The sequence below is a fragment of the Neoalteromonas arenosi genome, from assembly GCF_030362855.1.
GTDB lineage: Bacteria > Pseudomonadota > Gammaproteobacteria > Enterobacterales > Alteromonadaceae > Alteromonas_E > Alteromonas_E arenosi.
The window spans coordinates 72,169-98,955 of the sequence record NZ_JAUCBP010000012.1; the positions used below are offsets into that span (position 1 = coordinate 72,169).

Here is a 26,787-nt window from a genome sequence, read left to right on the forward strand (position 1 = left end):
TTAAGTGCGGCTAGTCGTGAGCTACATAGCGATAATCCACATCCGGCCCTTGCCGTTGAAGTCAGCGGCTTTGAACGGCATTGGATCACGCGTGCATTTCACGAGCAGCAAACCTATGTTGGCGCCGTTGCAGCAGATGCAGCAACGCTTAATGCGCACTGTGTGCCGATGAATTTTAATCCCAAGTTTCAACAGCGCGAGCGCGACTATCGCTTTGTGCAGGTACCATTCAATCAGATTCGTATTGTCGACACACATGATCAACAGCGGGCAGCAAAATTGGCAGGTAACCACGTTAAGCTGTGGATTTGCGAGTCCTTGGAAGTGCACCCCGCCAGCGCTGAATATCCGGTCTATCAAAGCTATATCGATACCTGCGTTGGTGGGTGTTTGAGTCATCCACAAAGTGCAACTGCGGGTATTGAGCAGGCAGAACAGTTTTTACGCACTACGTTTGGTTGGCAGTATATTGTAAATGATCGCGATAAGCCCCAATACCCGCGATTTGCGCCGTTATCGTCGCTTGGAAAGCAGACCATTGACGCTTTAATGAATCGCCATGGAATTGATGGATCGTAAAATTGAGTTTAGTCATCCGTCAAATTACTTCAGCCGATGCCGAGTTTGTTTTGGCGCTCCTCAATGATCCTGCTTGGCTGCGTTATATCGGCGATCGCAAGGTGCGTTCTATCGAAGATGCTGCGGCCTATATTGATAATGTGTTTACCAAACAATATACAGCGTCCGGATTAGGCACTTTCGTTATAGAAGAGCAGGGTACACAGACTCCCGTCGGCGTGTGTAGCTTATTGCAGCGTGAGCACTTGCCTGGGCCTGATGTCGGATTTGCACTGTTACCCAAGTTTCGAGGTAAAGGCATTATAAATCGCGCTATTTCACAAATGCTCAATAGGCCTGAGGTAAAGCAAATTTCGAACTTATACGCCCAAACGTTACCGCAGAACAGCGACTCTATTCGTTGCATAAAGCGTTTGGGCTTCGAATTTGAGCGACAACTTGAGAGCGCCGATGAAATCTTGAATTTATACCGGCTAAAAAGAGATAACTAGATCACTGTCTCTCAATAAAGGTTTTGAGTGCGTTAAGTTGAATCCCCTGAACCTGACCGACAATTGGTGCTAAAGCTTCAAAGCCATTGGCATCGATGCCGTGCACCCGATAGGTCAAGGTGACTGTGGTAATGCCATCAGCCTCAGCAAATTGCCAATCCAAAGCACCGACCATTCCCATGCCTTGCAGTGGGCCAAGGCCGCCGCTCATGCGCAGTGTCTTGTTATGCTCAACAAACACAATTCGCATATGCTCAGCACTGTTGTTTTCGTGAGTTTCACAGAAGCATCCGCCGGCGACGGGCTCTATGGAAAACTCACCGTACCACCAACTGTGATCTTTGGGCCACCATTGGTCTACATCGTTGGTCAGTGCCTGCCAGACTTGCTCTACCGGTTGTGCAGTCGTGATTTGATTTTCAACGATAAAGCCATGTTTATCGATAAATTTTACACTGTCGGAAGCTGCACTGATAAACGACCAAAAAATGGCCAGTACCGCAAACCCACATTGGATGTGAACACGCATGGGCTTACTCCTCGGGTAAGATAGTAACGCTGTTAATTAGCACAGGTTCAAGCGGTGCTTCTGGAAAGCCAGTGACTTCGTCAACGCCGGTTTCCACTTGTGAGATAGCGTCTAACACGTCGGTACCTTCAACCACATCGCCAAATACTGCATAACCCCAGCGGCGGCCTGGATTAAGGCTTGGATTGTCGGACATATTAAAGAAAAACTGCCGCATGGCACTGTGTGGATCGTTTTGACGCGCCATTGCTATTGTGTATTGGTCGTTGGTTAAACCATTGCCAGATTCATTGAAGATTGGATCAAACGCAGGCTTTTCATCGCCTTCAACCGTATAACCCCCGCCTTGGACAACAAACTCGGCAACCACACGGTGAAAGATAGTTTTATTGAACATGCCTTTATCCGCATAGCGCAAGAAGTTATTCACTGTCATTGGCGCCTTACGACGATTGAGCTCAACGACAAAATCACCCATGCTGGTGGAAAATTTTACTTTGGGATAATAATTGCGTTTCTGGATATGGGAGCCATCCTCAACACGCTTAGTTTTAGCCTGCACCGCAGTAGTGCTAAACATCATACCGAGCAGCAATATTAAGATTGAAAAGAAAGCAGTCTGTTTGTGCATGATGATCCCTTAACGACGTTTTATCGCAGATAAAATAACGAATTTACGCTCACTTGCAAGTACGCTAAACCCACCAAAACGGTGCTTGAGCGTTTGTCCATAGGGCAAGTGGCGATTGGCAACTACTCGCAGTTCACCACCGCTGCCCAAGTGCTTGTAGGCGTCTTTAAACATTTGTCTGGCAATGTGTTCGGTCAGCGTATTTTGCTGGTGGAACGGCGGGTTACACAAAACCAATTGCACCTGACCACATTCACCTTGGGTAAAAGTTTCTAAGCAATTGCTGGCGATAAACTGACAGCGTTTTAAACTGTCAGGCATATTGGCGACTACCGATGCTTGCGCCGATGCTAAGGCCATATGCGATTCGTCGACGAAACTCACTTTGATATTCGGGTAACGCGCCAACATCGCCAGTCCTAGGACGCCATTGCCGCAACCTAAATCTATTAGGTGAATATCCGAATTCGCATCGAGTTCTGGTAAGTGCTGCAACATAACCCGAGCGCCTATATCCAGGCTCTGCCGAGAAAACACGTTGGCATGATTCACTAAGGTGAGTTCAGTGCCGGTTTCGGCTGCGGTGGTAGTAAATTGGGTCGGATATTTGGTCGGAGTATCGCCTGTTTGAGTTTGCGCGAATAGCAGTCGCGATTTCTTGTGTGCCAGAGATGTTGTCACTGTACCGCAATAACGCTCGAAAAGTTTAAATACTGAAGGCGTTAGCGCAGTAACTTTGGCTCCAGCAATAATTGGCGTACCTGCTGGTAACGATTGATTTAACAGCGACAACTGCCACTCTAGCAGTGCCAGTGAGCGTGGTATTTTAAGCAATACAGCATCGCACTGTACGAGAGGGGCTAAGCTATCGATATAATCAATTTGGGTGTCTAATTGATTGCGCACTAGGTTTTCGGCGGTTGCTTTTGCACTGATCCAAGAATCACTGTGACTGTACAAGTGTGTGTTAGGTAGTGCCGCAGAAACCAGCGCGGCGAGAGCTCCAAACTCATCGTTAAGTAGTGCTATGTTAGCGGTGCTGGTAACATTGTTCGAGTCTATGACATGCGCCGTTATTAGCGTGTCAGCAGAGTCCCAAGCCTGGAGACTTTTGTGCTGATTATGCGCTGGATAGCGACGCAGCTCTAGCTCGATATCGTTCAGCACACATTGAGTCGTCAACATTAAATATAGGTCCTATGCAATCATCGTTCTTTGACCAACAGCTCGATTCTCCCAGCGTTTATCGATTACCCATGCATGACGCGGAAGTTATCTATATACCTAACTGGTTGGCTGCCGAGAAGGCGACGCAATATTACCACAAGCTGGCTGAATCGTTAGTCTGGCGTCAGGATACTATTCGCCTATATGGCAAAGAACACCTGATCCCGCGACAACAGTGTTGGTATGGTGATAGCGGCGCGGTATATCAATACTCAGGCTTAGATTTAACGCCGTTGCCGTGGACTGAAGAGCTGCAAGCGTTAAAGCAGGCGTGCGAAAGCGCCAGTGATGCGCAATTCAATTCGGTATTGGCCAATTGGTATCAACACGGTCAACACAGTATGGGCATGCACAGTGACGATGAGCCAGAGTTGGGCGCACAGCCAACTATTGCGTCGTTGAGTTTGGGCGCTGAGCGCAACTTTATTTTCAAACACAAGCGCGATAAAACCCGACATTCTGTGCTGCTTGAACACGGTAGCCTATTGATAATGGCGGGAATGACCCAAGATCATTGGCAACACGGATTGAATAAAACCGTTAAACCTATTGGCGGTCGTATTAACTTAACTTTCAGGCAAATCGTTCATGATCATTCAACAACAAATCACCGCTAAGCTCGAGGCTGAATTTTCACCGCAGTATTTGGAGGTCTTGAATGAGAGCCACAATCACAATGTACCCAGTGGCAGTGAAAGCCATTTTAAAGTAACTTTGGTTAGTGACGTATTCGCAGGCAAACGCTTGATCCAGCGACACCGAGCAGTTAATCAGATACTTGCCGATGAACTGGCGAATGATATACACGCGTTGGCGCTCCATACCTTTACAGCCGAAGAGTGGCAGACTAAGTTTGGCCAAGTGCCTGAATCACCCAAGTGTTTAGGCGGTAGTAAAAAATAATTGTAATAAATCGCTGTGAGGCGAGACTAATGAACGCAGACGTTCAACCTACAAGGAAATTACCTATCTATGCTGGAACTCCAGGGAGTGAGCAAGGCTTATGCAGGGTCGCCAGCCCTGCAAGATGTATCATTTAGCATTGAACCGGGCGAGATTGTTGCACTACTGGGCGCAAATGGCTCAGGTAAAACCACCACCGTCCAATCGATTTGCCGTCTTATAGAATGGGATAGCGGCGACATTCTGTTTAATCAAAACCCGACGCGCAGCAGCACCGATTACTTTCGTCATATTGGCGCTGTGCTGGGTGGTTGTCGCAATACTAATTGGCGATTAACGGCCAGTGCAAATGCGCGCTACTTTGCCCAAGTTCGCGGTTTTAAGGGGTCTGATGTATTGGCGAATATTACGCGTTTACAAACGCAATTAGGCCTTGACGAGCACGCGCAAAAAGAAGTGATGAAGCTCTCAACGGGTAACAAGCAAAAGGCTGCACTGCTCAGCGCATTAGGCTATAGCCCAGAATTAGTGCTGCTCGATGAGCCGACATTGGGCTTGGATTTTACGACAGTCAATGAGCTACAAACCATTATTAAAAGTCAAGCGAGCGAGCAGCACCAAAGCTTTTTGATCACCAGTCACGATTTAAGTTTTATTGAAAATATCTGTACGCGGGTACTCGTGCTCGACCATGGACGATTATTATTCGCCGGTGATATCGCTGAACTGAAGGCGCAAATGTTCAGTCATGAGCTTAAACTTGCACCGCTAACACCTGCACAAATGGAATCAATCCACAGCCTCTGGGAAGGGCGTTTTCAGATCCGCGCAGACGAGCAGTGTCTATCGATTCAATTTGATACCCCAGCGCAGTGCTTACCCACAATGACGTATTTACACGAGCAGCAAATTGCTCCGGAGCACTGCACTATCAATGCGCTGTCGGTAGAACAAGCGTATCAGCACTTGGTTGCGGAGGAGCGTGCATGAAGTTACATCTGATCACCAATGAATTGCGCTTGGCGTGGTTGGAAATGCGCCAATACTGGTTTGAAACAGTCAGTGCCATGATCTTTATCTTGGTCATGTTTATCGCCTTATTTTATGGCATCAAAGGCTTTGTGTTAGAAGACGACGGTGCACAGTCGTTAGATGGTTTGGTATTTGGCTTTTTACTCTGGACTTTTGCATCTGGTGCTTATGGCTCAATCACGAAGAGCGTTGTAGAGGATACGCAGCGCGGTTACATCGAGCATTTGTTTTTATGCCCAGAGGGGGTTGTTCGCCTGCTATTGTGCCGGGCTTTAGCTGATGTCTTATTTAGCTTGGCGATTCTAACCGTTGTGACTTACCTAGTGATGTGGCTAACCAATACCTGGCTCGGCATTAACTTGTTGCAGTTTTACGCCGTGTTATTGCTAGCGGCACCATCATTAGTGGGGTTAGGCCTGATTATTGCGGGTTTTGCGCTGGTATTTAAAAAGGTCGAAACTATCGGTGCTTTTTTAAGCATTGGATTAATGGGCTTAGTTGCACTTGATGGACTACCTCTTAACCCTTTGACCTTCTTACCCTTTGTTCCTGGCGCTTCATTGGCGCGAGATTGGGTGCTCAACGGGCAGCCTTTAGATTATCTTTCGCTATTAATCGTCGCGCTAAATTCAGCTGTTTACTTAGCTATTGGTATGAAAGTATTCGCTGTCGGCGAAAAAGCCGCCAAACAGCGCAATTTAATTGGCCAATACTAGATCGGCCAATTCTATATGGCAGAGCCGCGCGTAAAGCGGCGCATCGCTATCATCATCACTAGCAATACAATCAAACCGTGGCTGCTACCACCGCTGCTGCCATTGTCTGCAGGCGGTGGAGTAGGTGTTGGCGCAGGGGCGGGAGGCGTGTCAGCAACGGTAGGATCGGTGCCGTTGATAAACTCTTGCGCATTACTGACCCCATCGCCATCAGCATCCAACGCACCATCACTGGGATCGAGCGGGTCGAAGCCGAACTCTTCCTCAAAACTATCTGGCATGCCGTCACCATCGTCATCCTCATCAGCATTGTTGCCAATACCGTCGTTATCGGTGTCGAGGGTTTCATTGGGATCAAGCGGGAAAGCGTCATCTGGGTTTAACACGCCGTCGTTATCACTGTCATGATTGGGGTCGTAGCGAAATTCATCGGCAAAGCGACTAGCAAATACCAAACCCACAGGCTTGCTTAAGCCGCCTTCTTCGGCGTCGACCGCCGTACGTAAAAATGCGCCAGAATCGCCGTCATAAGCGAGTATGCGATCATTGTCCATACTACACACATACAAGTTACCGTCGGGGCCGAAGTCCATACAACTTGGTGTGGTTAGTCCACCGCTGCCAGCGGCAACAAATATGCCTAGGGCCACGCCATTACTATCAAAGCGGCGGATGTCGCCGTTGCCGGCATTACTGACAAAAATATCGCCTTGGGCATTAACCGCTAAATGTTCGGGCTTATTCAAGCCGCTACCAATAAGCAGTTGCTGCTGGCCATTAAATTCTTGTGGATTAAAACTAAAGACTTGGTTGGTACTGCGCGAAACGACTAGGGCTTGTGTAGTGCTCAATACTTCAATATCACGCCATACGTCTTGGCTAAAACTGCTTACCACTAAGTTGTTGCCGCCGGAGAGTAAATTAAAGCCTTCAACAAAAGAATTACCGAGGCCATTGTTAACATAGAGCCGTGACTCGTTGTTGGCCGCCAAGTGCACTGGGAAGTTGGTGCTGAGTTGAGTGCGCGAAACCGCAACTTTGCTGTTATCGCGCTGACGGTCAATTTGAATCACATCACTAAAGCCAATCACAAATAACTGATTGTTTGGCGCTTCAATCAGCTCTGAGCGGAACGAAAAGCCACCATCGTTGATAGTGTAAAGCGTCGATTCAAAATCACCGTTCTCGGCGTTGTAGCTCAAGATTTCGTTTGAGCCAGCGCTTACCACTAACAGTTGCGTTTGGGCCAAGGTCGGTGATGGATAGAAATCGGGTACACCGTCATTGTCATCATCAGGGTCAGCTATGTCACCGATGTTATCTTGGTCAGCGTCGAATTGTTCTTGGAAATCATTGTCGAGCTCATCGCGACTGACGCCAAACGTGTCGCCGTCCATATCAATGCTGTCACGAGCATCCAGCGGTAAATCATCTTGGCCATCAGATACGCCATCACCGTCATCATCAGTATCGCTGTTGTTACCAACGCCGTCGTTATCGGTATCTAATGTTTCACTGGGATCATTGGGGAATGCATCGGCATTATTGCCTACTCCATCGTTGTCATCATCGTCTGATTCATTGGCAAAAAATGGGAAATGATCGACACTGTCTGCTGCGCCATCACCATCGCTGTCAGGATCCGTAGGTGGCGGTGCCGAAATCGTACCGGGCACGACTTGCGCGCGCAGCGCCGCATTTTGCTCGGCAAAGAAATTGATGGTGCTGACGTTGTCTGCCGTCTGCGCATCACCACAGGCGTCACCACCACAGATAAAGTTAGGACTGGAGAACAACGGCAATTTATAGTTGCGGTTTTCATCGCCAGTGCCAATTGACGACATGATCGTATTGTATTGTTCAAACGCGATTAATGCCCCAGAGAAGTTCAAAGCGCCAACGCTGGAGCCACCCACCTGCTGGTGACCCGCACCAAAGTTGTGGCCGACTTCGTGAGTGAAGGTATTCACACAGTTAGAGCCACCACTGATGCCAACATTACTCACATTGATCAGTAAATCATTAGCGGTGGTTGGAAAACGTGCAACACCACACACTTCGCGCTCATTTAAATCGTGGGTCCGGATCATAGCGACCAAGTCTGCACCCACGTTATCGCGCAGCTGACGTAAATTGGCGAGTGACGCATCGGGAACTGTCGTGTTGCTATCATCTAATGCCGATGCCATTTCAGTGAGTGCAACTAAGCTCGATGGCAAAGTAAAGTCAACAAACTCGGTATCCACTAGTCGCAATAATATGTTTGCACCGCTGTTAACAAAAGTCTGATTGGCTTTAGCAATCAAGTGATTCATCAAGGTTTCAGTCATCGCACCAGGATAGGCTGCAACAATATTCGGCGTATAAATAAGAAGCGTGTCGATTATGATCGGGTTTTGCCGATTGATTGTGCGCGCACCGGCTTCTAACAAGGCGGCCGGTATATTGAACAGCTGTGCATGCGGGTTAGCAACATCGTGTTGGTAGAGTCCTGGAAGCAGTCTACTGGCAGTGATATCAACCACCCAAAGATCGCTGCCATTTAGCTCAAAATACAAATGACGCTTGTCAGTATAGACTTCACCAATGGCAGTATTTTGTCCTTGCGTGTAAAGCACGGTAAGGTTTTCATTAGCGCGGTTAAAACTGGCATTGTAAAACCGGTGAGAGGCTAATGCGTCTGGTGTGTGTGGTGTTGAAACGGCAACGGTAGTATCTAAAAACGGGAGCATCAGTTGCTGCTCGTCAATAAGCAGGGTGCCGGCGGTTAGATGGTTATGGTCTAGCGCATGGTAAGTGACTTCGGCATTGCCGTTAACGCTTAAATGTGCCGGTGGTTGTTTACCTTGTGCGGTGGCAGCAAGGGCAATTGAAATCAACAATACAAACCGCATAACTGTAGGGAAAATGCGCATCTGTTTAGCCTCCAAAACGTTTACAATCCATTGATAACCCAGCCATAACCGAGCAGTGTAATAGGTATTGATACTATAGTCGTTATAGCCACAATGTTAGCAGCCAAATCAGCATTGCCACCCATTTTCTTCACCATAATAAAGCTTACCGCAGCGGTTGGCGCTATCGACATAAATAGCATGGTCAATAGTTCTGTTTCACCTAAACCCCAGTAAACACCCGCACCAATCATGGCAAGTGGGTATAGTAGGCACTTACATACAATCGCAAATACTAAAGCGTTGAGTTGTCCGCGCATACCGCGAAAACGAATGGCAGCTCCGGTACACAGCAGGGCCAGTGGCAAGGTCAATTGCGCAAAGTACTGCGTACTGGTTTTGACTATTTGCGGCAGCTGCCAGTTGTTGTAAGTAAATGCCAACGCCGCGAGTATGGCTAGCATAATCGGGTTGGAAAGTAAGCTAATAAGCGTTTGCCATAAGTTCATGCGTTTGGGTAAGTAGAGGTTTAGTACCCATACCGATAAGACGTTGTACAGCAATACCAAGGCACCCATAAATACCGATGCTTGGGCAAAGTCATTGGGGCCAAAAGCGTTCGCCGCATAGGCCAAGCCAACTACGCCTAGATTGGCGCGAAAGCTACCTTGTACAATGACACCGCGATCCGCGCGGCAAGGAAACATCAGCTGCACGACCACTGCGCTGGCAACGAAGAACGCCAAGGTCGTGAGTAGACCTATGCTGATAAGTGATATGTTGGCCGCTTGTTCAAAATTCGCTTGGCTAATTGAAATAAACAACAACGCTGGCAAAGCAAAGTTGAATACCAAGCTCGACCCATTGGCGATAAAGTCATCAGATAATTTTCCGCGCGCATGCAGCAGTTTACCAGCGGCGAGTAAGATCACCACAGGTCCAATAACATCTACACTAAACTGCATTAAATTCATGGGCTTAGAGGCCAAGGAAAAACTGTGAGTGGGCCACTATAACGTATTTAGTGAAGAAACCCATCGGAATTAACAAACTGTTAAAAGATTTATCGCAGTATTCCTGATAGGATCGCCGGTTAATTTTTAAGCTAAAACGTTATACAGGTGTCAATCCCTATGTTTGATTTGATTACCAAACAGCAAGGCAACGTGAAAAATGATGTGCTTTCGGGCATTACTGTTGCACTCGCATTGGTTCCAGAAGCTGTAGCATTCGCCTTTGTTGCGGGTGTTGAACCCATGGTGGGTTTATATGCAGCCTTTATGATGGGACTTATTACGTCTGCTATTGGTGGACGTCCAGGTATGATTTCCGGTGCGACCGGTGCAATGGCGGTGGTAATGGTGGCACTTGTTGCACAGCATGGTATTGCCTATCTTTTCGCGGCTGTAATTTTGGCCGGGTTACTGCAGATTTCAGCCGGTATTTTCAAACTTGGTAAGTTTATCCGACTTGTGCCTTATCCGGTGATGCTGGGCTTCGTTAACGGTCTGGCAATCGTGATTTTCCTGGCGCAAATGGGACAGTTTAAGATGCTCGGGGAAGACGGTACGATGGAGTGGATGCAAGGCGAGATGATGTACATCATGCTGGGTCTCGTTGCGTTAACCATGGCGATCATATACATCTTACCTAAGCTAACCACGGCAGTGCCTGCATCGTTAGCCGCGATCATCACCGTTACCCTTTTGGTACACGGACTTGATTTAGAAGCTCGTACGGTAATTGATTTTGTGCGCGATATGTTACCAGTCGAACAGCAAGCCAGTGCCACGTTAGCGGGTGAACTACCGACCTTTGCCATCCCAATGGTGCCGTTCACTTGGGAAACCTTGATGATCATTCTACCTACCGCTGTGATTTTAGCCTTGGTAGGTCTGATTGAATCACTGCTTACTCTCACCCTTATTGATGAAATGACCGATACCCGTGGTCGTGGTAACCGCGAATGTGTGGGGCAAGGTGTTGCCAACACAGTTAATGGATTCTTCGGTGGCATGGGCGGCTGCGCCATGATTGGTCAGTCGATGATCAATATCAACTCAGGTGGTCGTGGGCGTTTATCGGGCATTACAGCGGCAATCGTACTATTAGCATTCATCCTATTCGCTGCGCCTTTGATTGAAATGATCCCGTTAGCGGCACTTGTAGGTGTTATGTTCGTGGTGGTTATCGGTACCTTTGAATGGGCATCGTTCCGCATTATTCGCGGCGTAAACAAAGAAGATGCGTTTGTCTTGTTCTTGGTGACCGCTGTTACTGTTATTGCTGATTTGGCGGTAGCGGTTGTAGTCGGTGTTATCGTTTCAGCCTTGGTATTCGCTTGGAAACATGCCACGCACATTATTGCACGTACCCATACTGATAGAGATGGCTGGAAAGTATATGAACTGGAAGGGCCCTTGTTCTTTGGTTCGGTTACGCACTTTAAAGACTTGTTCGATCCGAAAAACGATCCTGAAGACGTGGTGATTGATTTTAACGAGTCACGTATTTGGGATTCGTCGGGCATTGATGCCTTGGATGGTCTAGCTGATAAATACGAACAAAATGGCAAGAAACTGCATATTCGTCACATCAGCCCAGAGTGTCGTAGTCTATTGGTTAAGGCCAATAAATACGTGGAAATGAATGTTAACGAAGATCCGCGTTACAAAGTTGCTACGGATAAGTTAGGTTAGCGCTAGCGCAACCTTCAGAAACAAAAAACGCGCCGGTTGGCGCGTTTTTTTGTTTCGTCGATATTAGTCTTGTTGGCTTAACCAAACTATTAAATTGACCATATCATCTGGTGTCATATTGCTTGTAAATGTCGCTTGATACTTACCGTTAACGATAAAGTTAGGTACACCGTTTAAGTGTTGACGAAAATCATCGATAGTCTTGTTGTTCTTGCGCACTAGGTTGTTAACACTGAAGCTTTTTACCATCTTGTCGAAATCTTCTGCTTCAACGCCGTTGACGAGGAAAATATTACGTACATCATTCAGACCAGTGATTACGCCGCGTTGACGGTGAATATAATTAAAAATCGCACCATTTAATCGCGTTTCATCTTTAAGGGCACGGCCCACAAGCATTGCACGCGTTACGTCGTCTTGCACTTCTGGGCCGGTAAACTGCATAAAGTTAACGTGTACTTTGGTGAATTTCACATCTGCACCTAAGCGCGATTTCATATCTTGAACAATGGGTTCGAAAGCATTACAGGCTGGACACCAGAATGAGAAAAACTCAATAACTTCAGGCTTGGCTGAGGCTTGATCACTGATCACGCGATAGTGGGTTCCTTCTTCCCAGCGCATTTGACCACACGCAGAAAGAGGCATTAGAGCGGCCAACAGAAAGCCAATAAATAGTTTCTTCATAGTTGTAGAGATCCCTTATAAAAAACGCCCATAGCCTAGCACAGCAAAGCTGCTATCGACTAGTCACTACAGGCCACTTGCGCGATAGATTAAGTATATCGCGCGACTGACAGGTATTTTAGAAGCGATATTGGGTGTTTACACGCCACTGCAGGCCTTCACCAACAAAGCCAACCACGTCTTCGTATTCATGGTCAAATAGATTATGCGCACTGAACTGAACTGTGGCTGAATCGCTGAATTGATAAGTCACCGTAGCGTTTACCAACCAATAGGCCCGTAAATCAACGCGCTCTGCCGGTTGTGGAAACGGCGGAAAGAATTGGTCGATACGAGAGCCGGTATAATCCAACTGCAGATTGGCTTTTATTGGGCTGTTGCTGGGTAAATAGTTAACTCGGACAGAGCCAGTATGACGTGGACGTCTTAACTCCACTGATGCAAATTCTGTATCGCTAAGTTCAGATGCATCTACATAACTGTAATTTGCACTGACTTTGAATGCGCTTAAGGTTTGCTCAAGCATTAGCTCCAGGCCTTCGCGTTCACTCATTGCCATACGGTTAGTCGCGGTAAATAAGCCGCTTAACGGTTCAAATACAAAGCCATTGATTTCATTTTCAAGTTCGCTATCAAAGGCATTTAACTGCACCAATACCCCCGCATGCGGAATAAAACGAATACCCGTCTCGAGGGTCTTTGCGGTTTCTGGTTGGAGCTCAGCGTTGCCGATAAACGATTGTGGGAAAAAGCCAAAGCGCTCAGTAAAGGTTGGATTACGTACCGCTTCACCCTGACTAATAAACCACGACCATTGACGGCTAATTTGATAATTCAGACCCAAGCGATAACTGGTCTGGTCGTCGAAGTCGCTATTGTTGTCCAGTCGCAATGAGCCATTCACGCTCCAATCACTATTTACATTGACAACTGCATCACCAAACACGGCGAGTGTATCAACACTTTGCGTCTGATTAGGGTCGCCAAAGCCGATGGGGCCACCCTGTGCAAAATCGTCTGTGACGTGTTCAATACCCAGATTGACACTTTCTAGTAGATTAGATGCATAGCTGGCGTAATAACCCAATCGCAATTTTTGCGCATTGGTATCACCGGTCGAGACACCGGCAGCGAAGTTTTCACTGTCGTTGTCACTATATTGGGCGATCAGGTTGTGACTGAGTGAGTCAGTTTGCGCCAATTGCCAATGTATATTGGCAGACAGCTGTTTGCCTTCAGTTGTATTGTCGGCATCAACTGGCAGACCGGTCGTAAAGAAGTCCACCGCGTCGAAATCGTTCTGATAATCCACACCGCGCAAATTAATTGCTAACGATTGTTTCTCGTTGATCTGCCAATTGAGGTTGGCACTCAATGTGGTGTTCTTATAACCGTCGTCTTCATCGCCTTGACGCGCAACATTTTGGCCATCGGTGCTGATGTGTTGGGCATCGAGTAGCCAAGTGACGTCTTGTTGTTGGCCACCAAGAGTACCACCCACGCCGAACTCGCTGTTGTTGCCAACATTTATGCGTACATTGCGTTGCGCAGCGTCGCCATTGCGGGTTTTAATGCTGATGACACCCGCTACCGCGCCACTGCCCCAAAGTGCACTTTGGGGCCCCTGGAGTAACTCAACACTGACGATATTGGCAGTAGTTAAGTGCGCGAAATCAACCAATCCACCTTGGCTTTCATCGTTGACAACCACGCCGTCAATCAGCACCAGCACGTGATTGGATTCAGCGCCACGTAAGCGCAATTCAGTCAGACCACCGACGCTACCCGATTGGGCAACACTGATACCGGGCAGGCCGCGTAATAGGTCGATTAAAAACGGCTGTCCGGCATTTTGAATCGCTTGTTCATCAATGATGTAGCTCGCAGCAGCCAGTTTGTTTTGCTTAATTTCACTACGCGAACCCACGATTGAGATGCGTTCTAAGCTTGCGGTAGTGGTTGTTTGTGCCAACGAAGTCGCGGGCACGAGCGCGCTTGTAATAGCTACTGTGGTAGTAGCTAATATGTGTGTGTATTTCATTCTTGTTGTTCCTGTAACACTCCACCCGAGTGTGCAAAGGTAAAGACCAAAATCGTTGATTTTGGGGTATATTACAGGCCGGTATCCGGGCTTATAATTACGCGTAAGTCACGCGTTGAATATTCACCTTCCCATGCAGTTAATGCACAGTGGTATTGCGAATATCCACCCAATTTGTAAACAAATTAGGTTTAATCACCGTTGCGGGGGCAGCATAGGTTTTGCACCTATTTCCCGTTTAACTTTAATCAATTGATTAGAGCACCTGTAAACGCCGGTAAGTATAACTATTTATCTATGTTGTGTTTGATAGTTTTGTTATGGCTTAGAATAATTTTAACGGTGCTTCGTCTAAGGCGGCGAGCTGCTCTTTGAGACTTAAGATTTGTTGTTCCCAGTATTTGTCAGTAGCAAACCATGGGAATGCACGAGGAAACGCAGCATCGCCCCAGCGATTGGCCAGCCATGCCATATAATGCACTATTCGCATGGCGCGCAGTGGTTCAATCAGATCTAATTGCGAGCTGTCAAAACTGTGAAACTCCTCATAAGCTTCAACTAGAGTATCCAGTTGGATCATCTGTTGCTGACGGTCTCCTGACAACATCATCCACAGATCTTGAATCGCTGGACCCATACGGCAATCATCCAAATCTAAAATACTCGGACCATCTCGCCACAAAATATTACTGGGATGACAGTCACCGTGTAGGCGAATATAGGGGGTTGGGTGAAAAGCTTTGTCTGTTGCGCTGATGACGTGTTCCAGCACGGTATAAAAGGGGGTCTCTAGCGAGCTTGGTACCAGATTACTATTCTGCAGAGTTTGCAGTGGTTGATGCAAATATGCCTCGGTAGAGAACGCCGGGCGCGATTTGAAATCGGTGGCACTGCCAAGACGATGAATACGGCCTAGATAGCGGCCAACTTGTTCCAGCTGATCGAGATTATCCACTTCAAATTGGCGACCGCCAACAGACGGAAACAATGCAAATCGATAGCCGGAAAAGTGATGTTGAGTGCTTCCTGCGATACTGCTTGGCGCCACAACCGGGATCTCGCCCCCTTGTAATTCAGCAGCGAAATCGTGCTCTTCTTGGATTTGCGCATCAGTCCAGCGCTGCGGGCGGTAGAACTTAACCACCCAACGTTGCTTGTTGTCATCAATAAACTGATAGACGCGGTTTTCGTAACTGTTTAGCGCGAGTAGCCCAGATTCAGCGTATACCTCAATGCTCTCCAGAGCATTGAGGATCAAATCCGGGGTTAGGTCGGCAAACTGAAACTCACTGCTAACGGTGCTTACTAAAGTTGAAGTCTCATTCACAATTATTTGTATAAAAACCTGGTTGGCTCGTCGACTTCGATTAGGTTACCGTCTAAGTCTTGAGTTTGCACTCGGAAATAGATGTCGGTTACACGACCATCGAGATTGACAGTATCAGTGGCTACAGAAACAGGTAGACTAAATACTTCACCGCCGGCGACTTGTACTACTTGGTCACCAAAGAATTCATAACTATCCAACCCAGTTACACTAATGGTGTAAGTCCGCGCCTCTTGTGATTTATTCAGAATTTTTAGGGTATAGACGTTTTCAACTAGGCCTTGGTTAGTGACGCGATACAGTGAGTTGCGGTCGCGAATAATATCGACTTCCAGTGAAGAACGCGTCATGATTTCAAAGGCGAGCAGGGCTGTCATCACCAATAGCACTATGGCGTAACCGATCAATTTAGGCCGCACAATATCGGTTTTGCCGCCTTTAAGTTCGTGTTCTGAGGTGAAGCTTATTAAGCCTTTGGGGTAATTCATTTTTTCCATCACCCCGTTACAGGCGTCAACACAGGCACCGCAGTTGATACATTCGTATTGTAGGCCGTTGCGAATATCAATCCCGGTGGGGCAAACCTGTACGCATAAGTTACAGTCAATACAATCGCCTAAGCCTTTGTCCGCTAATTCTTCGTGAGGCACTTTGCGCGGTCTCGGACCGCGCTGTTCACCGCGATTAGGGTTGTAAGCTACGGTAAAGGTGTCTTTGTCGAACATAGCAGATTGAAAGCGCGCATAAGGGCACATGTGTGTGCACATTACTTCGCGCATCCAGCCAGCATTACCGTATGTACATACGGTAAAGAAGATGACAAAGAAACCGGCCCAAAAACTGACATTAAAGGTAAAGAAATCGATAAATAGCTGGTCGATCGGCGTGAAATAGCCGACGAAAGTGAGTGCGGTTAGTAACGCGACTACTACCCAGGATGTATGCTTTAAGGTTTTGCGCCAGAACTTATCAAAATCCATAGGCCGCTGGTCGAGCTTCATGCGCTTATTGCGCGCGCCTTCAATTTTCTCTTCAAACCAGATGTAGATAAAAGTCCATGTGGTCTGGGGACACATAAATCCACACCACACGCGACCGGCAAAGGTAGTAACAAAAAATAGTGCGTATGCTGAGACGATTAGCAACCAAGCCAGTAAGGTCAGATCTTGTGGCCACAACGTCATGCTAAAAATGGTAAAGCGTTGCTCACCGATATCGAGCAGTACAGCTTGCGCACCGTTGTATGGGATCCATGGGATAACAGCGAAAATGCCTAAGAATATCAAGCCGAAAAAGCGACGAATAGTTTCGAATGTGCCCTCGACGGCACGCACGTATATGCGGCTTCGCGGCGTATAGTTTTGGTCTTGATTACTCTTTTTCGGTTTGTGAACTTTAACCGGCGTAACGTCTTTAACCGGAATTTGATTATTCATCGTCGGCTCTTTCATAGTTTGACAGCGAGGCAGCCATGCGATTTCGTGTAAGGTACTGCCAATTATAACTAATTTGTCCTTGGCATTCTTAACTTAGATCAACTTTTTGGTTTAATTGGGGGCTCTGAGGTTTCGAAACGCCATGTGGGTCGGGGCTAGCACGTTATCAAAGCGAATACCTCAGTATGATTGTGAGTATTTTTTTTTAAGTCGTAGTCTTCTATTGTGATAAGTGTGGCTGAGTAACTTTTTTTGTGTAGGTATGTTTAGAGCTTTTGTTGTTTTTATTGAAATTGTCTTGCTGGTGGCAACCTTGCGCACTGAGTTTATGCAGTATTGGCTGAGGGATATCCAGTACACGGTATCTGAGTGGATGGTGACGATCGCGGAGATCCCAGATCAACAAGAGATCGCCAAGCTACAAGATAATATTCGACCATTTTTGGGTGGTATGAGTGAATCGCAGTTGGTTTATCTTGAAGAGATTACCGAAAGTCGCAACAGTATTCAGTTGTTTAACAAGCAGTATTGTATTGACCAAGATATGAATCCGTTTATCTACGGCACAACGTTGCGGGTAGTGTGTCGCGAAATAAATCGCTCACCATTATCGTCCAACTCGTAAAGTCACCAATCGGTCTTAGTTGATAAGCGGGTCGTCCTTCGGATGGCCCGCTTTTATTTTGATTAACAGAGAATAAAGTAAACTTTTTGTTGGCCTGTAGGTCTATCCTTTTAAGGTGATTGCGGGTTATCCCATAGGCAGTTGCAATCAACTATACTTAAATTCTCGATGCCATATTTGATGGCGTAGCTAACCAGAGGTTGTCATGAAAAAATCGCTAGCTTTAACACTATTACCCGTTGCCCTAGTCGCTTCGCCAGTTGTTTTCGCAGCGGATGAGCAACAATCAGACAAAGTAGCAGTCGTTTGGGAGTCTCCAGAGGACTATTCCGATGTACGTCCAGCGAATCAATCGCGCAAGCGCTTTTTAGAGCAAACGTTAAATCAGTTAGAGAAGCATTTTGCCAAGTTAGGTGAACGCTTGCCGGCAAACTATCAATGGAATCTTACTGTGACGAATCTAGACTTGGCCGGTGAAGTTTGGCCAAGCTCTTTCGTCGGCCTTGGGCATGGCGCAGATGATGTGCGGGTGATAAAAGATATTGATATTCCGCGTATGTCATTTAGTTATCAGTTAACTGATGCTGGCCAAGTGGTCAAGGAAGCTGATGTGGAACTAAAAGACATGGGCTTTTTACAGCGCTCCCTTCGCGGTTTTGATTCAGAGCCGTTGCGCTATGAAAAGCGTATGCTCAATGAGTGGTTTGCCGACGAATTTTCGGAGCAAATTGCTAAAAACTAACTCGCCTGTGTGTGCGCGTTGCCCTTGTTAAAGCCCTCATTAGGTAGCATTGCATTGTGGTGTGCGTTGCTACCCACACTCACCGTGCATATTACTTGGCCAGTGGCAGCTGCCACTGGCGCACTTCACTGGTGTAACCCCTATTGGTCTCACTGTCACTCTATTAGTGCTACCGGCCGAGAAGTCCCCCAGTTTTATATTTTTAAGTTGTTAATGCTACCCAGCGCAGCGCTGATGCTCGCCTATTGGACTCTAATGCGACGATGGTTAGTGAGTGAGCTGCGCCTGCCAGGACGCAAAATCTCGCTGATTTATTGGCTAGGTATCATCGCTTGTGTGAGCTTGATTATGTACACCTTGACGCTGGGGGCTGTTGGCGACCTATACGCTTTGCCTCGGCGCATGGGGGTGGTTGGTTACTTTGCCTTTACCGCGTTTGCTCATCTTTTATTGCTGAATGTGTTAGCTCCTCAATTTAACGCTGCGACTATTTATAAAGCTGGTTATCGGTTCCTATATGGCGTTTGTAGTTTATTGTTGTTGCTCGGCGTTACTAGTGCTCTTCTAGGCTTCGTCTGGCCACCTTATGACAATTGGGATAATGCCTTTGAGTGGTGGTTTGCGGTATTAATGGTTTGTCAGTTTGCAGCGGTTTCGTTGCTCTATAACAAACATCCTGTTTGACAGTAATACCCAGTTAGCGATAACCCAGTTATAAAAAAGCCGCCCACAAGGACGGCTTGGTTGATAATTGGAAATTGTGACTTAAAGGTAGTCGAACTCTCGGTCATCAACTGCAAGTAAATCATCTGCGCCATTAACGATTGCACTTTTGTGCATATCCTTGCGCGGCAACAAACGCTTAATGTAGAAGTCGCGAGTTTTAACTTTACCGGCCGCCAGCGCAGCATTGTCAGTATCTACTGCGACATCGGCCATGCTATACCACAATACGCCGAGCACCACATACGAGGTATAGAATAAGTAGTCAGTCGCTGCACCCGCTACATCTTCTGGTGAGAAGGTCATGATTTGTTCAGACAACTCTAGCCATTCAGCCAGCAAGTCTTGAGCACTGATACGTGCGCTATCGTCAGTCATTACATCAGTAAGTGCAGTCAACGCTTTATGTGTATCACGCATCATAACACCGCCGCTGCGGGTCAGTTTTCGACCTATGAGGTCACCTGCTTGAATGCCGTTGGTACCTTCATACAATTGTGCAATTTTGACATCACGCATCAATTGCTCCATACCCCATTCGCGCACATAACCGTGGCCACCGAATATTTGCACACCATTACTGGCAACTTCTAAACCCATGTCGGTCATAAAGCTTTTACATATCGGCGTGAGATACTGAAGAACATTGGCTGCGTGCTGATGCTCATCACCAGTAGCAAATTTCTCAATATCCATGTATTTGGCATATAACAGCGACATAGCGCGACAGCCTTCCGCAAAGGCTTTTTGTGTTAATAGCATACGACGCACATCGGGCTGATGAATGATGGCGTCGGCTTTGTCATCGGGCTGTTGTACACCCTGAGGTGCACGCGACTGTAGGCGCTCTCGCGCATAAATTAAAGCCCCTTGGTATGAAGCTTCCGCAACACCTAAGCCTTGCAGGCCAACCTGGAAACGCGCATCATTCATCATGGTAAACATGCACGCCAAGCCTTGATTGGGTTCACCGACCAACCAGCCTTTGGCGCCATCGTAATTCATGACGCACGTCGGGCTTGCTTTAATACCCATTTTCTTCTCAATACTGCCAACGCTTACCGCGTTAGCTTCGCCTGGTTGGCCATTTTCATCTAGTAAGAATTTCGGTACTAAGAACAAGCTGATACCTTTAACCCCTTTAGGCGCATCCGGTAAACGCGCTAACACTAGATGGATAATGTTACTACTCCAGTCTTGGTCACCGCCGGTAATGAAGATCTTATTGCCGGTAATTGAGTAACTGCCGTCTGCTTGCGGCTCAGCTTTAGTACTGAGCAATGCGAGGTCAGTACCTGCATGGGGTTCAGTGAGGTTCATGGTGCCAGTCCATTCACCCGAAATTAGCTGTGGAAGATACTGTTCTTTGAGTTCTTGCGTGGCATGTTTATTCACTGCCAGTACCGCACTTTCTGTCAGCATGGTGGTTAAACGCCAACTCAAGTTGGCCGAGTTAAGCATTTCATGTACCGGTACAGCGGCTGAGTAAGGTAGGTCTTGGCCGCCAAAATCTGGATTACCCAACATCGCATTCCAGCCATTTTCGACGTAGTCTTGATAGGCTTTGGCGAAACCTTCGGGGGTTTTTACGCTGCCGTTTTCGAGCGTACAGCCTTCTTCATCACCCTCGCGATTCAGTGGTGCAACGATATCTTCGGCGAATTTAGCGCCTTGATTTAAAATTTCGAGCACTAGCTCTGAGTCATAATCACTTGCGCCGATAGCCTGATAGTGTTCGTCGATTTTTAGCCAATCTTTAAGCAGAAACTGAAAATCGGCCATGGGTGCCTTATATGCTGGCATAGCTTACCTCACAAAATTCAAACGCTTGTTTTAATCCGGCTATTATACGATGTAACTGGTCAGATTAGTACGTCAAAATCGTCATTCAGCGTGAAAAAAACGCAGCTTAAATCGAAACAACTAGTTCGGGTCGAATCTAATCTTGAACTTTGATGGCTTCTACGTAGGCATCTTTGATTTCGACCAATTGATCCGGGTATCGCCAATCGTCGTGTGTGAGAATGTAGGGATCGACCCACTCAATATGGGTTACCTCTGTACTCGACCATCCAGGCACTGGTAGCTGCGGATATTTATCTGGGGTGAGACCGCCGGTTTGTTGGCAGGCAAATAAATACAGCCCACTTTCCGTAATGCCCAATAATGCAGTGACTTCGGTATTCAGACCGGTTTCTTCAAAGGTTTCTCGATGTGCTGTACAGGCAGCGGATTCGTGAGCCACTCCACCACCACCGGGAACATCTAGGCGCCCGGACAAGCGATGACCGATTACGAGAAGCTTATTGGCGGCGGTGATAATGCAAGCACTGGGTTGATTGTTAGGTAAAGGGGCTTCAATTTGCACACGACAATGCGGGGGTAACGGTGGGGCTTCACTACACGCGACCAACAAAAACACGCAAATAATCGCTGAATGACGCAATCTCACCGACAAAATCAAACTGAAATCTCCTGTAATAAGTACAATAGCCATCCTACTATAAATGTATAAATTTGTGTGATTGAAAGTGTGCAGAACAATAAACGTTCTTTACAGTAGCAATCATCAACTGGAAAAAATATGGCACGCAGTTTTAGTTTTTCGCCGCTTTTTGTCGGCATCCTTTTGTTGGCGGGTTTACTCGCTTACGTCAATTGGCCCGCCCCTGAAGCTGAGCAACAGCAGCGTCGTGGCGGTGCAACTCCGGTCGTGGTTGAAGAAGTTTCGATGCAGCCATTGGCGATCATTATTGAAGCTTTGGGTACGGCGCAAGCGAACGAATCGGTAGAACTGACCGCACAACAAGCTGAAATAGTCACGGCTGTTGGTTTTGATGATGGTGATTCAGTTGCGCGTGGTGATTTACTGGTTGAGTTAAACAACCGCGCCGAAAAAGCACGTGTTAGTGAGTTGGAAATCAACCTGGCTGAAGCGCGTCGCCAACTGCGCCGAATTGAGGGGCTGGCAAGAGAGAATGTCGCGTCTCAGCAATTGCTGGATGAACAGCAGGCACGCGTCGATGCATTAGTTGCGCAGTTAGATGTGGCCAACGCTGACTTAAGTGAGTTGCAGGTAATAGCACCTTTTTCAGGACAGTTGGGGATCCGGCAGGTCAGCGTCGGGTCGTTAGTTCGCCCAGGAGATGTCATTACGACGCTGGATGACATTAGCCGTATCAAAGTTGACTTCAATATATCGGAAGCACACTTGGCTTCAGTTGCCGTGGGACAGAAGGTTTATGCCACGTCTGTCGCCTACCCAGGTGAAACATTTTCCGGTGCAATTTCGAGTATTGATGCACGGCTTGATCCCGTCACACGCTCTATTCAGGTGCGAGCGATCATTGACAATCAAGCAACCAAATTGCGTCCGGGTATGCTGTTACAGATTACAGTACAGCGCCAAGTGTTAGAGACATTAGTTATTCCGGAGAAAGCGCTGATCCCGATCCAAGATAAGCAGTTCGTATTCGTAGTAGAAGATAACAAAGTAATCTCGACCGAAGTGATTGTCGGTGAGCGTCGACCCGGTGTGGCTCAAATTATATCTGGCTTGCAGCCTGGCCAAGTGATTGTGACTGAAGGCACACTGCGCTTGCGAGACGGTGCCACAGTTAATGTGTTAAACAGCGACACGCAGGGGTAGCCCATGTGGATTTCTGATACTTCGGTTAAACGGCCAGTCTTTGCATCGGTAGTCAACCTGTTACTCATTGTGTTCGGCGTTGTAGCAATCTCGTTACTGTCATTGCGCGAATACCCGGATATTGACCCGCCAATAGTGTCAATTTCAACCAACTATCCCGGCGCTTCGGCAAATATTGTCGAAACGCGTATTACGCAAATCTTAGAAGACCGCATCAGTGGTATTGAGGGGATTAAAAACATTACTTCGACCAGTCGCAATGGTCGATCAAATATCAATATTGAGTTCAAACTCAGTCGCGATATTGATGCGGCGAGTAATGACGTGCGCGAACGCGTGAGTCGAGCACTGAATAATCTACCTGACCAAGCCGATCCGCCAGAAGTATCAAAATCGAACTCTGATGAGAACGTAATTATTTGGTACAACCTGCGCAGCACCAATTTAAACACCATGGAGCTGACCGATTACGCGCGCCGTTTTGTGGTCGACAGGCTGTCGATCGCGGAAGGCGTAGCTCGAGTGCAGGTCGGTGGCGGTCGCGATTACGCAATGAAAGTGTGGCTAGACCGCAACGCTATGGCCGCTCGCGGCGTAACGGTTGCAGACGTCGAACGCATCGTGCGTTCAGAAAACGTTGAGTTACCCGCAGGGCAGGTCGAGTCAATGGATCGCGACTTAGAAGTTCGAGTTGCTAGAACATTCTTAACGCCTGAAGACTTTGCCAATTTAACCGTGGCAGTCGGTAATGATGGTTACCTAGTGCGTCTGCGTGAAGTGGCCCATGTCGAATTGACATCCGTGGATGATGAAACCGATTTCCGCGGCGACGGCGTCAATATGATTGGCTTAGGGATTGTCAAGCAGTCCAAGGCCAATACCTTAGAGGTGGCGCGTTCAGCACGTGAAGCGATAAAGCGCATCGAAGACACGTTACCGGAAAACATTTTTATTGTACCTAGCTACGACTCGTCGGTGTTTATTGAAGAGTCGATTAATGAAGTATACAACACCTTGGGTATCGCCATGTTAATGGTTATCGTGGTGATTTATATCTTCTTGGGGAATGTAAGAGCAACACTAATACCCGCAGTAACCGTGCCAGTAGCCCTGATATCGGCATTCTCAGTTATGTATGTCATGGGCTTTTCGATTAACTTGTTAACACTACTGGCACTTGTGTTAGCTATCGGCTTGGTGGTTGACGATGCCATTGTGGTGTTGGAAAACATTTATCGCCGGATTGAAATGGGTGAGCCACCCATTCTTGCCGCCTATCGCGGTGCACGCGAAGTAGGTTTTGCGGTAATTGCCACCACTTTGGTGCTTGTTAGCGTGTTTATGCCACTCGTGTTTTTAGAGGGTAATATCGGGCGCTTATTTACTGAATTTGCTATCGCTATTGCTGCCGCAGTGGTGTTCTCAAGCTTCACGGCGTTAACATTGTCACCGATGATGGCGTCAAAGTTATTAAAAAAACGCGAGCGCAGTAGTGGGTTTGGACGTTTTGTTGATAATGGGTTTAAAAAGCTTGAAGCCGGTTACTTTAATAGCTTAGCGAAAACGCTACACCAGCCAGTGTTTATGGTGGTGTTATTGGTATTTGCTGTTGTCGCGGTTGCGCAACTTTACAATCTGGTGCCGCGCGAGTTCGTTCCACGTGAAGACCGCGGTAATTTCTTTATTCTCATGCAAGCCCAAGAAGGCGCAAGTTATGAGAGCAACTCAGCCAACTTGGCCAAGATCGAAGAGATCTTATTGGAATATCGCGAATCTGGTGAAGCTAATCGGGTGTTAGTCAGAACGCCAGGCTTTGGCGGAGGTGCCGGTATTGCGATTGTCGGTGCTGCTGATTGGGACAACCGGCAACGCGATACGTTTGCATTAATGAATGAAATTAGTGGCCGTTTGAGCCAAATTCCGGATGTCCGCGCATTCGCGATTATGCGCAGTTCCATTGCCGGGCGAGGATTTGGACGTCCTGTTCAATTTGTTCTACAGGGTAATACCTATGAAGAGCTGGTGGAATGGCGCGATACAGTAATGGCCAGAGCGGCTGAAAATGAAAATTTATTGCGCCTGGACTCTGACTATAAAGAAACATCGCCGCAATTATTGGTGAATATCGACCGTGATCGCGCTGCTGACCTTGGCGTATCTATTTCTGATATTGGTCGCACATTGGAAACCATGCTAGGTCAGCGCCGTGTATCCACCTTTCTTGACCGCGGCGAAGAATATGACGTGATCCTAGAAGGGGCCGATGATGATTTTCGCAGTCCGCGCAGTATCGACAATTTATATGTACGGTCGCAGCGCACAGGTGAGCTGATCCCTATGGATAATTTGTTGAACTTCGAAGAGCGCGCCACATCTGCACAACTCAATCGCTATAATCGCATGCGTTCTATTACCATAAGCGCAAATTTAGCCGATGGTTACACAGTCGGTGAAGCATTGACTTACCTAGAAAACATCGTTGCGACTGAATTACCCGATTCGGTATCGATTGATTACAAGGGGGAGTCTCAGTTGTATCAAGAGTCCGGCAATTCTTTCTTGTTCATTTTTGCCTTAGCGTTGGCGATTACTTATTTGGTATTAGCAGCGCAATTCGAAAGCTGGGTCCACCCTTGGGTGATAATGCTAACCGTGCCGCTAGCCTTATTAGGTGCTTTCATAGGTTTGTACTTATCGGAGCTGAGTATCAACATTTACAGTCAGATTGGACTGGTTATGCTGATAGGTCTGGCGGCTAAAAATGGTATTCTCATTGTTGAGTTTGCCAATCAACTGCGCGATGCCGGTGAAGAGTTCGAAATGGCACTGCGAAAAGCAGCCAGTCTGCGTTTGCGGCCAATCGTGATGACGGGCTTTACTACGGTGTTTAGTGCCTTGCCACTGGTCTTGGCTTCAGGCCCTGGCGCGGAAAGTCGTATGGTTATCGGTATGGTAATCTTCTCTGGCGTATTAGTGGCAACGTTTATGACACTCTATGTTGTGCCGACGGCCTATGCATGGTTTGCAAGAAAAACCGGCTCACCTTTGGTAAGAGCGCAAAAAGTAGAACGGCTGCAATCCGAAATCCCCTATGAAAAAGGTCAAAGCGAACATTCCTAAGTCAGACTCAACAGCGCAATCAGTGATTGCGCTGTTTGATCTCGATTACACCTTAATTTCAGCGGATTGCACTGCCCATTGGTTGAAGTATATGTTAACCCGTTCACGGCGGCGCAAACTGTTAGTGTTTGGCTTACTGCCATTGATCAAGTTATTCAGTGTCTTAAATGTCAATCTCGCGCTGCGCAATTCAATTTACTTGTGGGCAGCGACTGTGGGCTTGTCACGTGCGGCACAATTGCGGTTGCGGCGCGAGGCGATTACGCATCTGACAATACGAAAAAAAGTGCATGCCTATCCACAAGCTGTTGAACGCCTAAATTGGCATCTGCAGCAAGGGCATAAGGTAGTAATTGTGACGGGGGCGCTGCGCTGGTTAGCACGCGATTTGTGTCGTCATTTGGCGATCGAATACCACCATTTACTTGGTTCAAGCGATCGCGCCCAGTTTGGCGGTCGCGTTAGCCAGGTGTTTTGTTATCACGACAACAAAGTAAAACTTCTCCAAGCCCATGGATTATTGGCACCTCAGCAATATCGCTACGGCTACTCCGACAGCTCTGCTGATATTCCCTTATTGGCCGAGTGTGACGAGGCATTTATCATCAACCCTAAAGCCTCATGTTTGCCGGCTTTTCAAGCCGCCTTCGGAGAGTCTGCTAGGATTTTAAATTGGCCAAAGCGCGATACCTGTAAATCGAATCACTAAGTAATACAGACACAACCCAAGAAGTTT

24 protein-coding genes and 1 riboswitch are annotated in these 26,787 nt (G+C 47.3%); of the genes, 13 read left to right on the forward strand and 11 right to left on the reverse strand.

Annotated features, from left to right (window positions below; translation table 11 throughout):
• Window positions 1-168 precede the first annotated feature (168 nt).
• Complete coding sequence (locus QTP81_RS14000) at window positions 169-579, forward strand: hypothetical protein (RefSeq protein WP_289366363.1); 411 nt, start codon at window positions 169-171, stop codon at window positions 577-579.
• Between the two features lie 2 nt (window positions 580-581).
• Window positions 582-1,070: a GNAT family N-acetyltransferase gene (locus tag QTP81_RS14005; RefSeq protein WP_289366364.1), complete on the forward strand. Its 489-nt coding sequence runs from the start codon at window positions 582-584 to the stop codon at window positions 1,068-1,070.
• 1 nt (window position 1,071) lies between these two features.
• Here the strand turns inward: QTP81_RS14005 and QTP81_RS14010 are convergent, their stop codons facing one another.
• Genes QTP81_RS14010 through QTP81_RS14020 form a run of 3 tightly spaced genes read right to left on the reverse strand, consistent with a single transcriptional unit; the run spans window position 1,072 to window position 3,415 of the window.
• A complete protein-coding gene (locus QTP81_RS14010; RefSeq protein ID WP_289366365.1) occupies window positions 1,072-1,599 on the reverse strand; it encodes an SRPBCC family protein in 528 nt (175 codons plus the stop codon).
• Between the two features lie 4 nt (window positions 1,600-1,603).
• Window positions 1,604-2,182, reverse strand: coding sequence for a peptidylprolyl isomerase (locus QTP81_RS14015; RefSeq protein WP_289366708.1), 579 nt, complete (start codon window positions 2,180-2,182; stop codon window positions 1,604-1,606).
• 57 nt (window positions 2,183-2,239) lie between these two features.
• Window positions 2,240-3,415, reverse strand: a complete 1,176-nt coding sequence (locus QTP81_RS14020; RefSeq protein ID WP_289366366.1) for a methyltransferase — start codon at window positions 3,413-3,415, stop codon at window positions 2,240-2,242.
• Window positions 3,416-3,429: 14 nt separating this feature from the next.
• Between QTP81_RS14020 and QTP81_RS14025 the strand changes: the two genes are divergently transcribed.
• The 4 genes from QTP81_RS14025 to QTP81_RS14040 all read left to right on the forward strand — a co-directional run bounded on the left by QTP81_RS14025 (window position 3,430) and on the right by QTP81_RS14040 (window position 6,108).
• Entirely contained in the window at window positions 3,430-4,074 is a 645-nt protein-coding gene (locus tag QTP81_RS14025; protein WP_289366367.1) for an alpha-ketoglutarate-dependent dioxygenase AlkB family protein, read from the forward strand.
• Entirely contained in the window at window positions 4,046-4,360 is a 315-nt protein-coding gene (gene bolA, locus QTP81_RS14030; protein WP_289366368.1) for a transcriptional regulator BolA, read from the forward strand. The genes QTP81_RS14025 and bolA overlap by 29 nt, the downstream gene beginning before the upstream one ends.
• A 69-nt stretch (window positions 4,361-4,429) precedes the next feature.
• Complete coding sequence (locus QTP81_RS14035) at window positions 4,430-5,350, forward strand: ABC transporter ATP-binding protein (protein WP_289366369.1); 921 nt, start codon at window positions 4,430-4,432, stop codon at window positions 5,348-5,350.
• Window positions 5,347-6,108: an ABC-2 transporter permease gene (locus QTP81_RS14040; protein ID WP_289366370.1), complete on the forward strand. Its 762-nt coding sequence runs from the start codon at window positions 5,347-5,349 to the stop codon at window positions 6,106-6,108. The genes QTP81_RS14035 and QTP81_RS14040 overlap by 4 nt, the downstream gene beginning before the upstream one ends.
• Before the next feature lie 11 nt (window positions 6,109-6,119).
• Here the strand turns inward: QTP81_RS14040 and QTP81_RS14045 are convergent, their stop codons facing one another.
• Together QTP81_RS14045 and QTP81_RS14050 are read right to left on the reverse strand one after the other, a co-directional pair.
• Window positions 6,120-9,023, reverse strand: a complete 2,904-nt coding sequence (locus tag QTP81_RS14045; RefSeq protein WP_289366372.1) for a zinc-dependent metalloprotease family protein — start codon at window positions 9,021-9,023, stop codon at window positions 6,120-6,122.
• 20 nt (window positions 9,024-9,043) lie between these two features.
• Window positions 9,044-9,967: an AEC family transporter gene (locus QTP81_RS14050; RefSeq protein WP_289366373.1), complete on the reverse strand. Its 924-nt coding sequence runs from the start codon at window positions 9,965-9,967 to the stop codon at window positions 9,044-9,046.
• A 168-nt stretch (window positions 9,968-10,135) separates the two neighbouring features.
• Between QTP81_RS14050 and QTP81_RS14055 the strand changes: the two genes are divergently transcribed.
• On the forward strand, window positions 10,136-11,701 hold the full coding sequence (locus tag QTP81_RS14055; RefSeq protein WP_289366374.1) for a SulP family inorganic anion transporter: 1,566 nt from the start codon (window positions 10,136-10,138) through the stop codon (window positions 11,699-11,701).
• Window positions 11,702-11,764: 63 nt separating this feature from the next.
• Here the strand turns inward: QTP81_RS14055 and QTP81_RS14060 are convergent, their stop codons facing one another.
• The 4 genes from QTP81_RS14060 to ccoG form a co-directional block, all read right to left on the reverse strand.
• Entirely contained in the window at window positions 11,765-12,388 is a 624-nt protein-coding gene (locus tag QTP81_RS14060) for a thiol:disulfide interchange protein DsbA/DsbL (RefSeq protein ID WP_289366375.1), read from the reverse strand.
• Between the two features lie 118 nt (window positions 12,389-12,506).
• A complete protein-coding gene (locus tag QTP81_RS14065) occupies window positions 12,507-14,429 on the reverse strand; it encodes a TonB-dependent receptor plug domain-containing protein (protein ID WP_289366376.1) in 1,923 nt (640 codons plus the stop codon).
• A 59-nt stretch (window positions 14,430-14,488) separates the two neighbouring features.
• Window positions 14,489-14,713, reverse strand: a riboswitch (cobalamin riboswitch).
• 41 nt (window positions 14,714-14,754) lie between these two features.
• Entirely contained in the window at window positions 14,755-15,756 is a 1,002-nt protein-coding gene (locus tag QTP81_RS14070; protein ID WP_289366378.1) for a serine/threonine protein kinase, read from the reverse strand.
• A 2-nt stretch (window positions 15,757-15,758) separates the two neighbouring features.
• Entirely contained in the window at window positions 15,759-17,192 is a 1,434-nt protein-coding gene (ccoG, locus tag QTP81_RS14075; protein ID WP_289366379.1) for a cytochrome c oxidase accessory protein CcoG, read from the reverse strand.
• Window positions 17,193-17,454: 262 nt separating this feature from the next.
• Here ccoG and QTP81_RS14080 point away from each other — a divergent pair, with 262 nt between their 5' ends.
• The 3 genes from QTP81_RS14080 to QTP81_RS14090 all read left to right on the forward strand — a co-directional run bounded on the left by QTP81_RS14080 (window position 17,455) and on the right by QTP81_RS14090 (window position 19,243).
• A complete protein-coding gene (locus QTP81_RS14080; RefSeq protein ID WP_289366380.1) occupies window positions 17,455-17,817 on the forward strand; it encodes a hypothetical protein in 363 nt (120 codons plus the stop codon).
• Window positions 17,818-18,022: 205 nt separating this feature from the next.
• A complete protein-coding gene (locus QTP81_RS14085) occupies window positions 18,023-18,559 on the forward strand; it encodes a DUF3016 domain-containing protein (protein WP_289366382.1) in 537 nt (178 codons plus the stop codon).
• Window positions 18,560-18,583: 24 nt separating this feature from the next.
• Window positions 18,584-19,243 (forward strand): hypothetical protein, encoded by a 660-nt coding sequence (locus QTP81_RS14090; RefSeq protein ID WP_289366384.1) that lies wholly within the window; start codon window positions 18,584-18,586, stop codon window positions 19,241-19,243.
• 81 nt (window positions 19,244-19,324) lie between these two features.
• Here QTP81_RS14090 and QTP81_RS14095 read toward each other — a convergent pair whose 3' ends face one another.
• Complete coding sequence (locus QTP81_RS14095; RefSeq protein ID WP_289366385.1) at window positions 19,325-21,085, reverse strand: acyl-CoA dehydrogenase family protein; 1,761 nt, start codon at window positions 21,083-21,085, stop codon at window positions 19,325-19,327.
• A 136-nt stretch (window positions 21,086-21,221) separates the two neighbouring features.
• Complete coding sequence (locus QTP81_RS14100) at window positions 21,222-21,746, reverse strand: NUDIX hydrolase (RefSeq protein WP_289366386.1); 525 nt, start codon at window positions 21,744-21,746, stop codon at window positions 21,222-21,224.
• A gap of 120 nt (window positions 21,747-21,866) precedes the next feature.
• Here QTP81_RS14100 and QTP81_RS14105 point away from each other — a divergent pair, with 120 nt between their 5' ends.
• From QTP81_RS14105 to QTP81_RS14115, 3 genes are read left to right on the forward strand one after another with little or no spacing between them, the layout of a single operon-like run.
• On the forward strand, window positions 21,867-22,931 hold the full coding sequence (locus tag QTP81_RS14105) for an efflux RND transporter periplasmic adaptor subunit (protein ID WP_289366387.1): 1,065 nt from the start codon (window positions 21,867-21,869) through the stop codon (window positions 22,929-22,931).
• Between the two features lie 3 nt (window positions 22,932-22,934).
• Window positions 22,935-26,051: an efflux RND transporter permease subunit gene (locus QTP81_RS14110; RefSeq protein ID WP_289366388.1), complete on the forward strand. Its 3,117-nt coding sequence runs from the start codon at window positions 22,935-22,937 to the stop codon at window positions 26,049-26,051.
• Window positions 26,023-26,760 (forward strand): HAD-IB family phosphatase, encoded by a 738-nt coding sequence (locus QTP81_RS14115; protein WP_289366389.1) that lies wholly within the window; start codon window positions 26,023-26,025, stop codon window positions 26,758-26,760. The genes QTP81_RS14110 and QTP81_RS14115 overlap by 29 nt, the downstream gene beginning before the upstream one ends.
• Window positions 26,761-26,787: the final 27 nt, after the last annotated feature.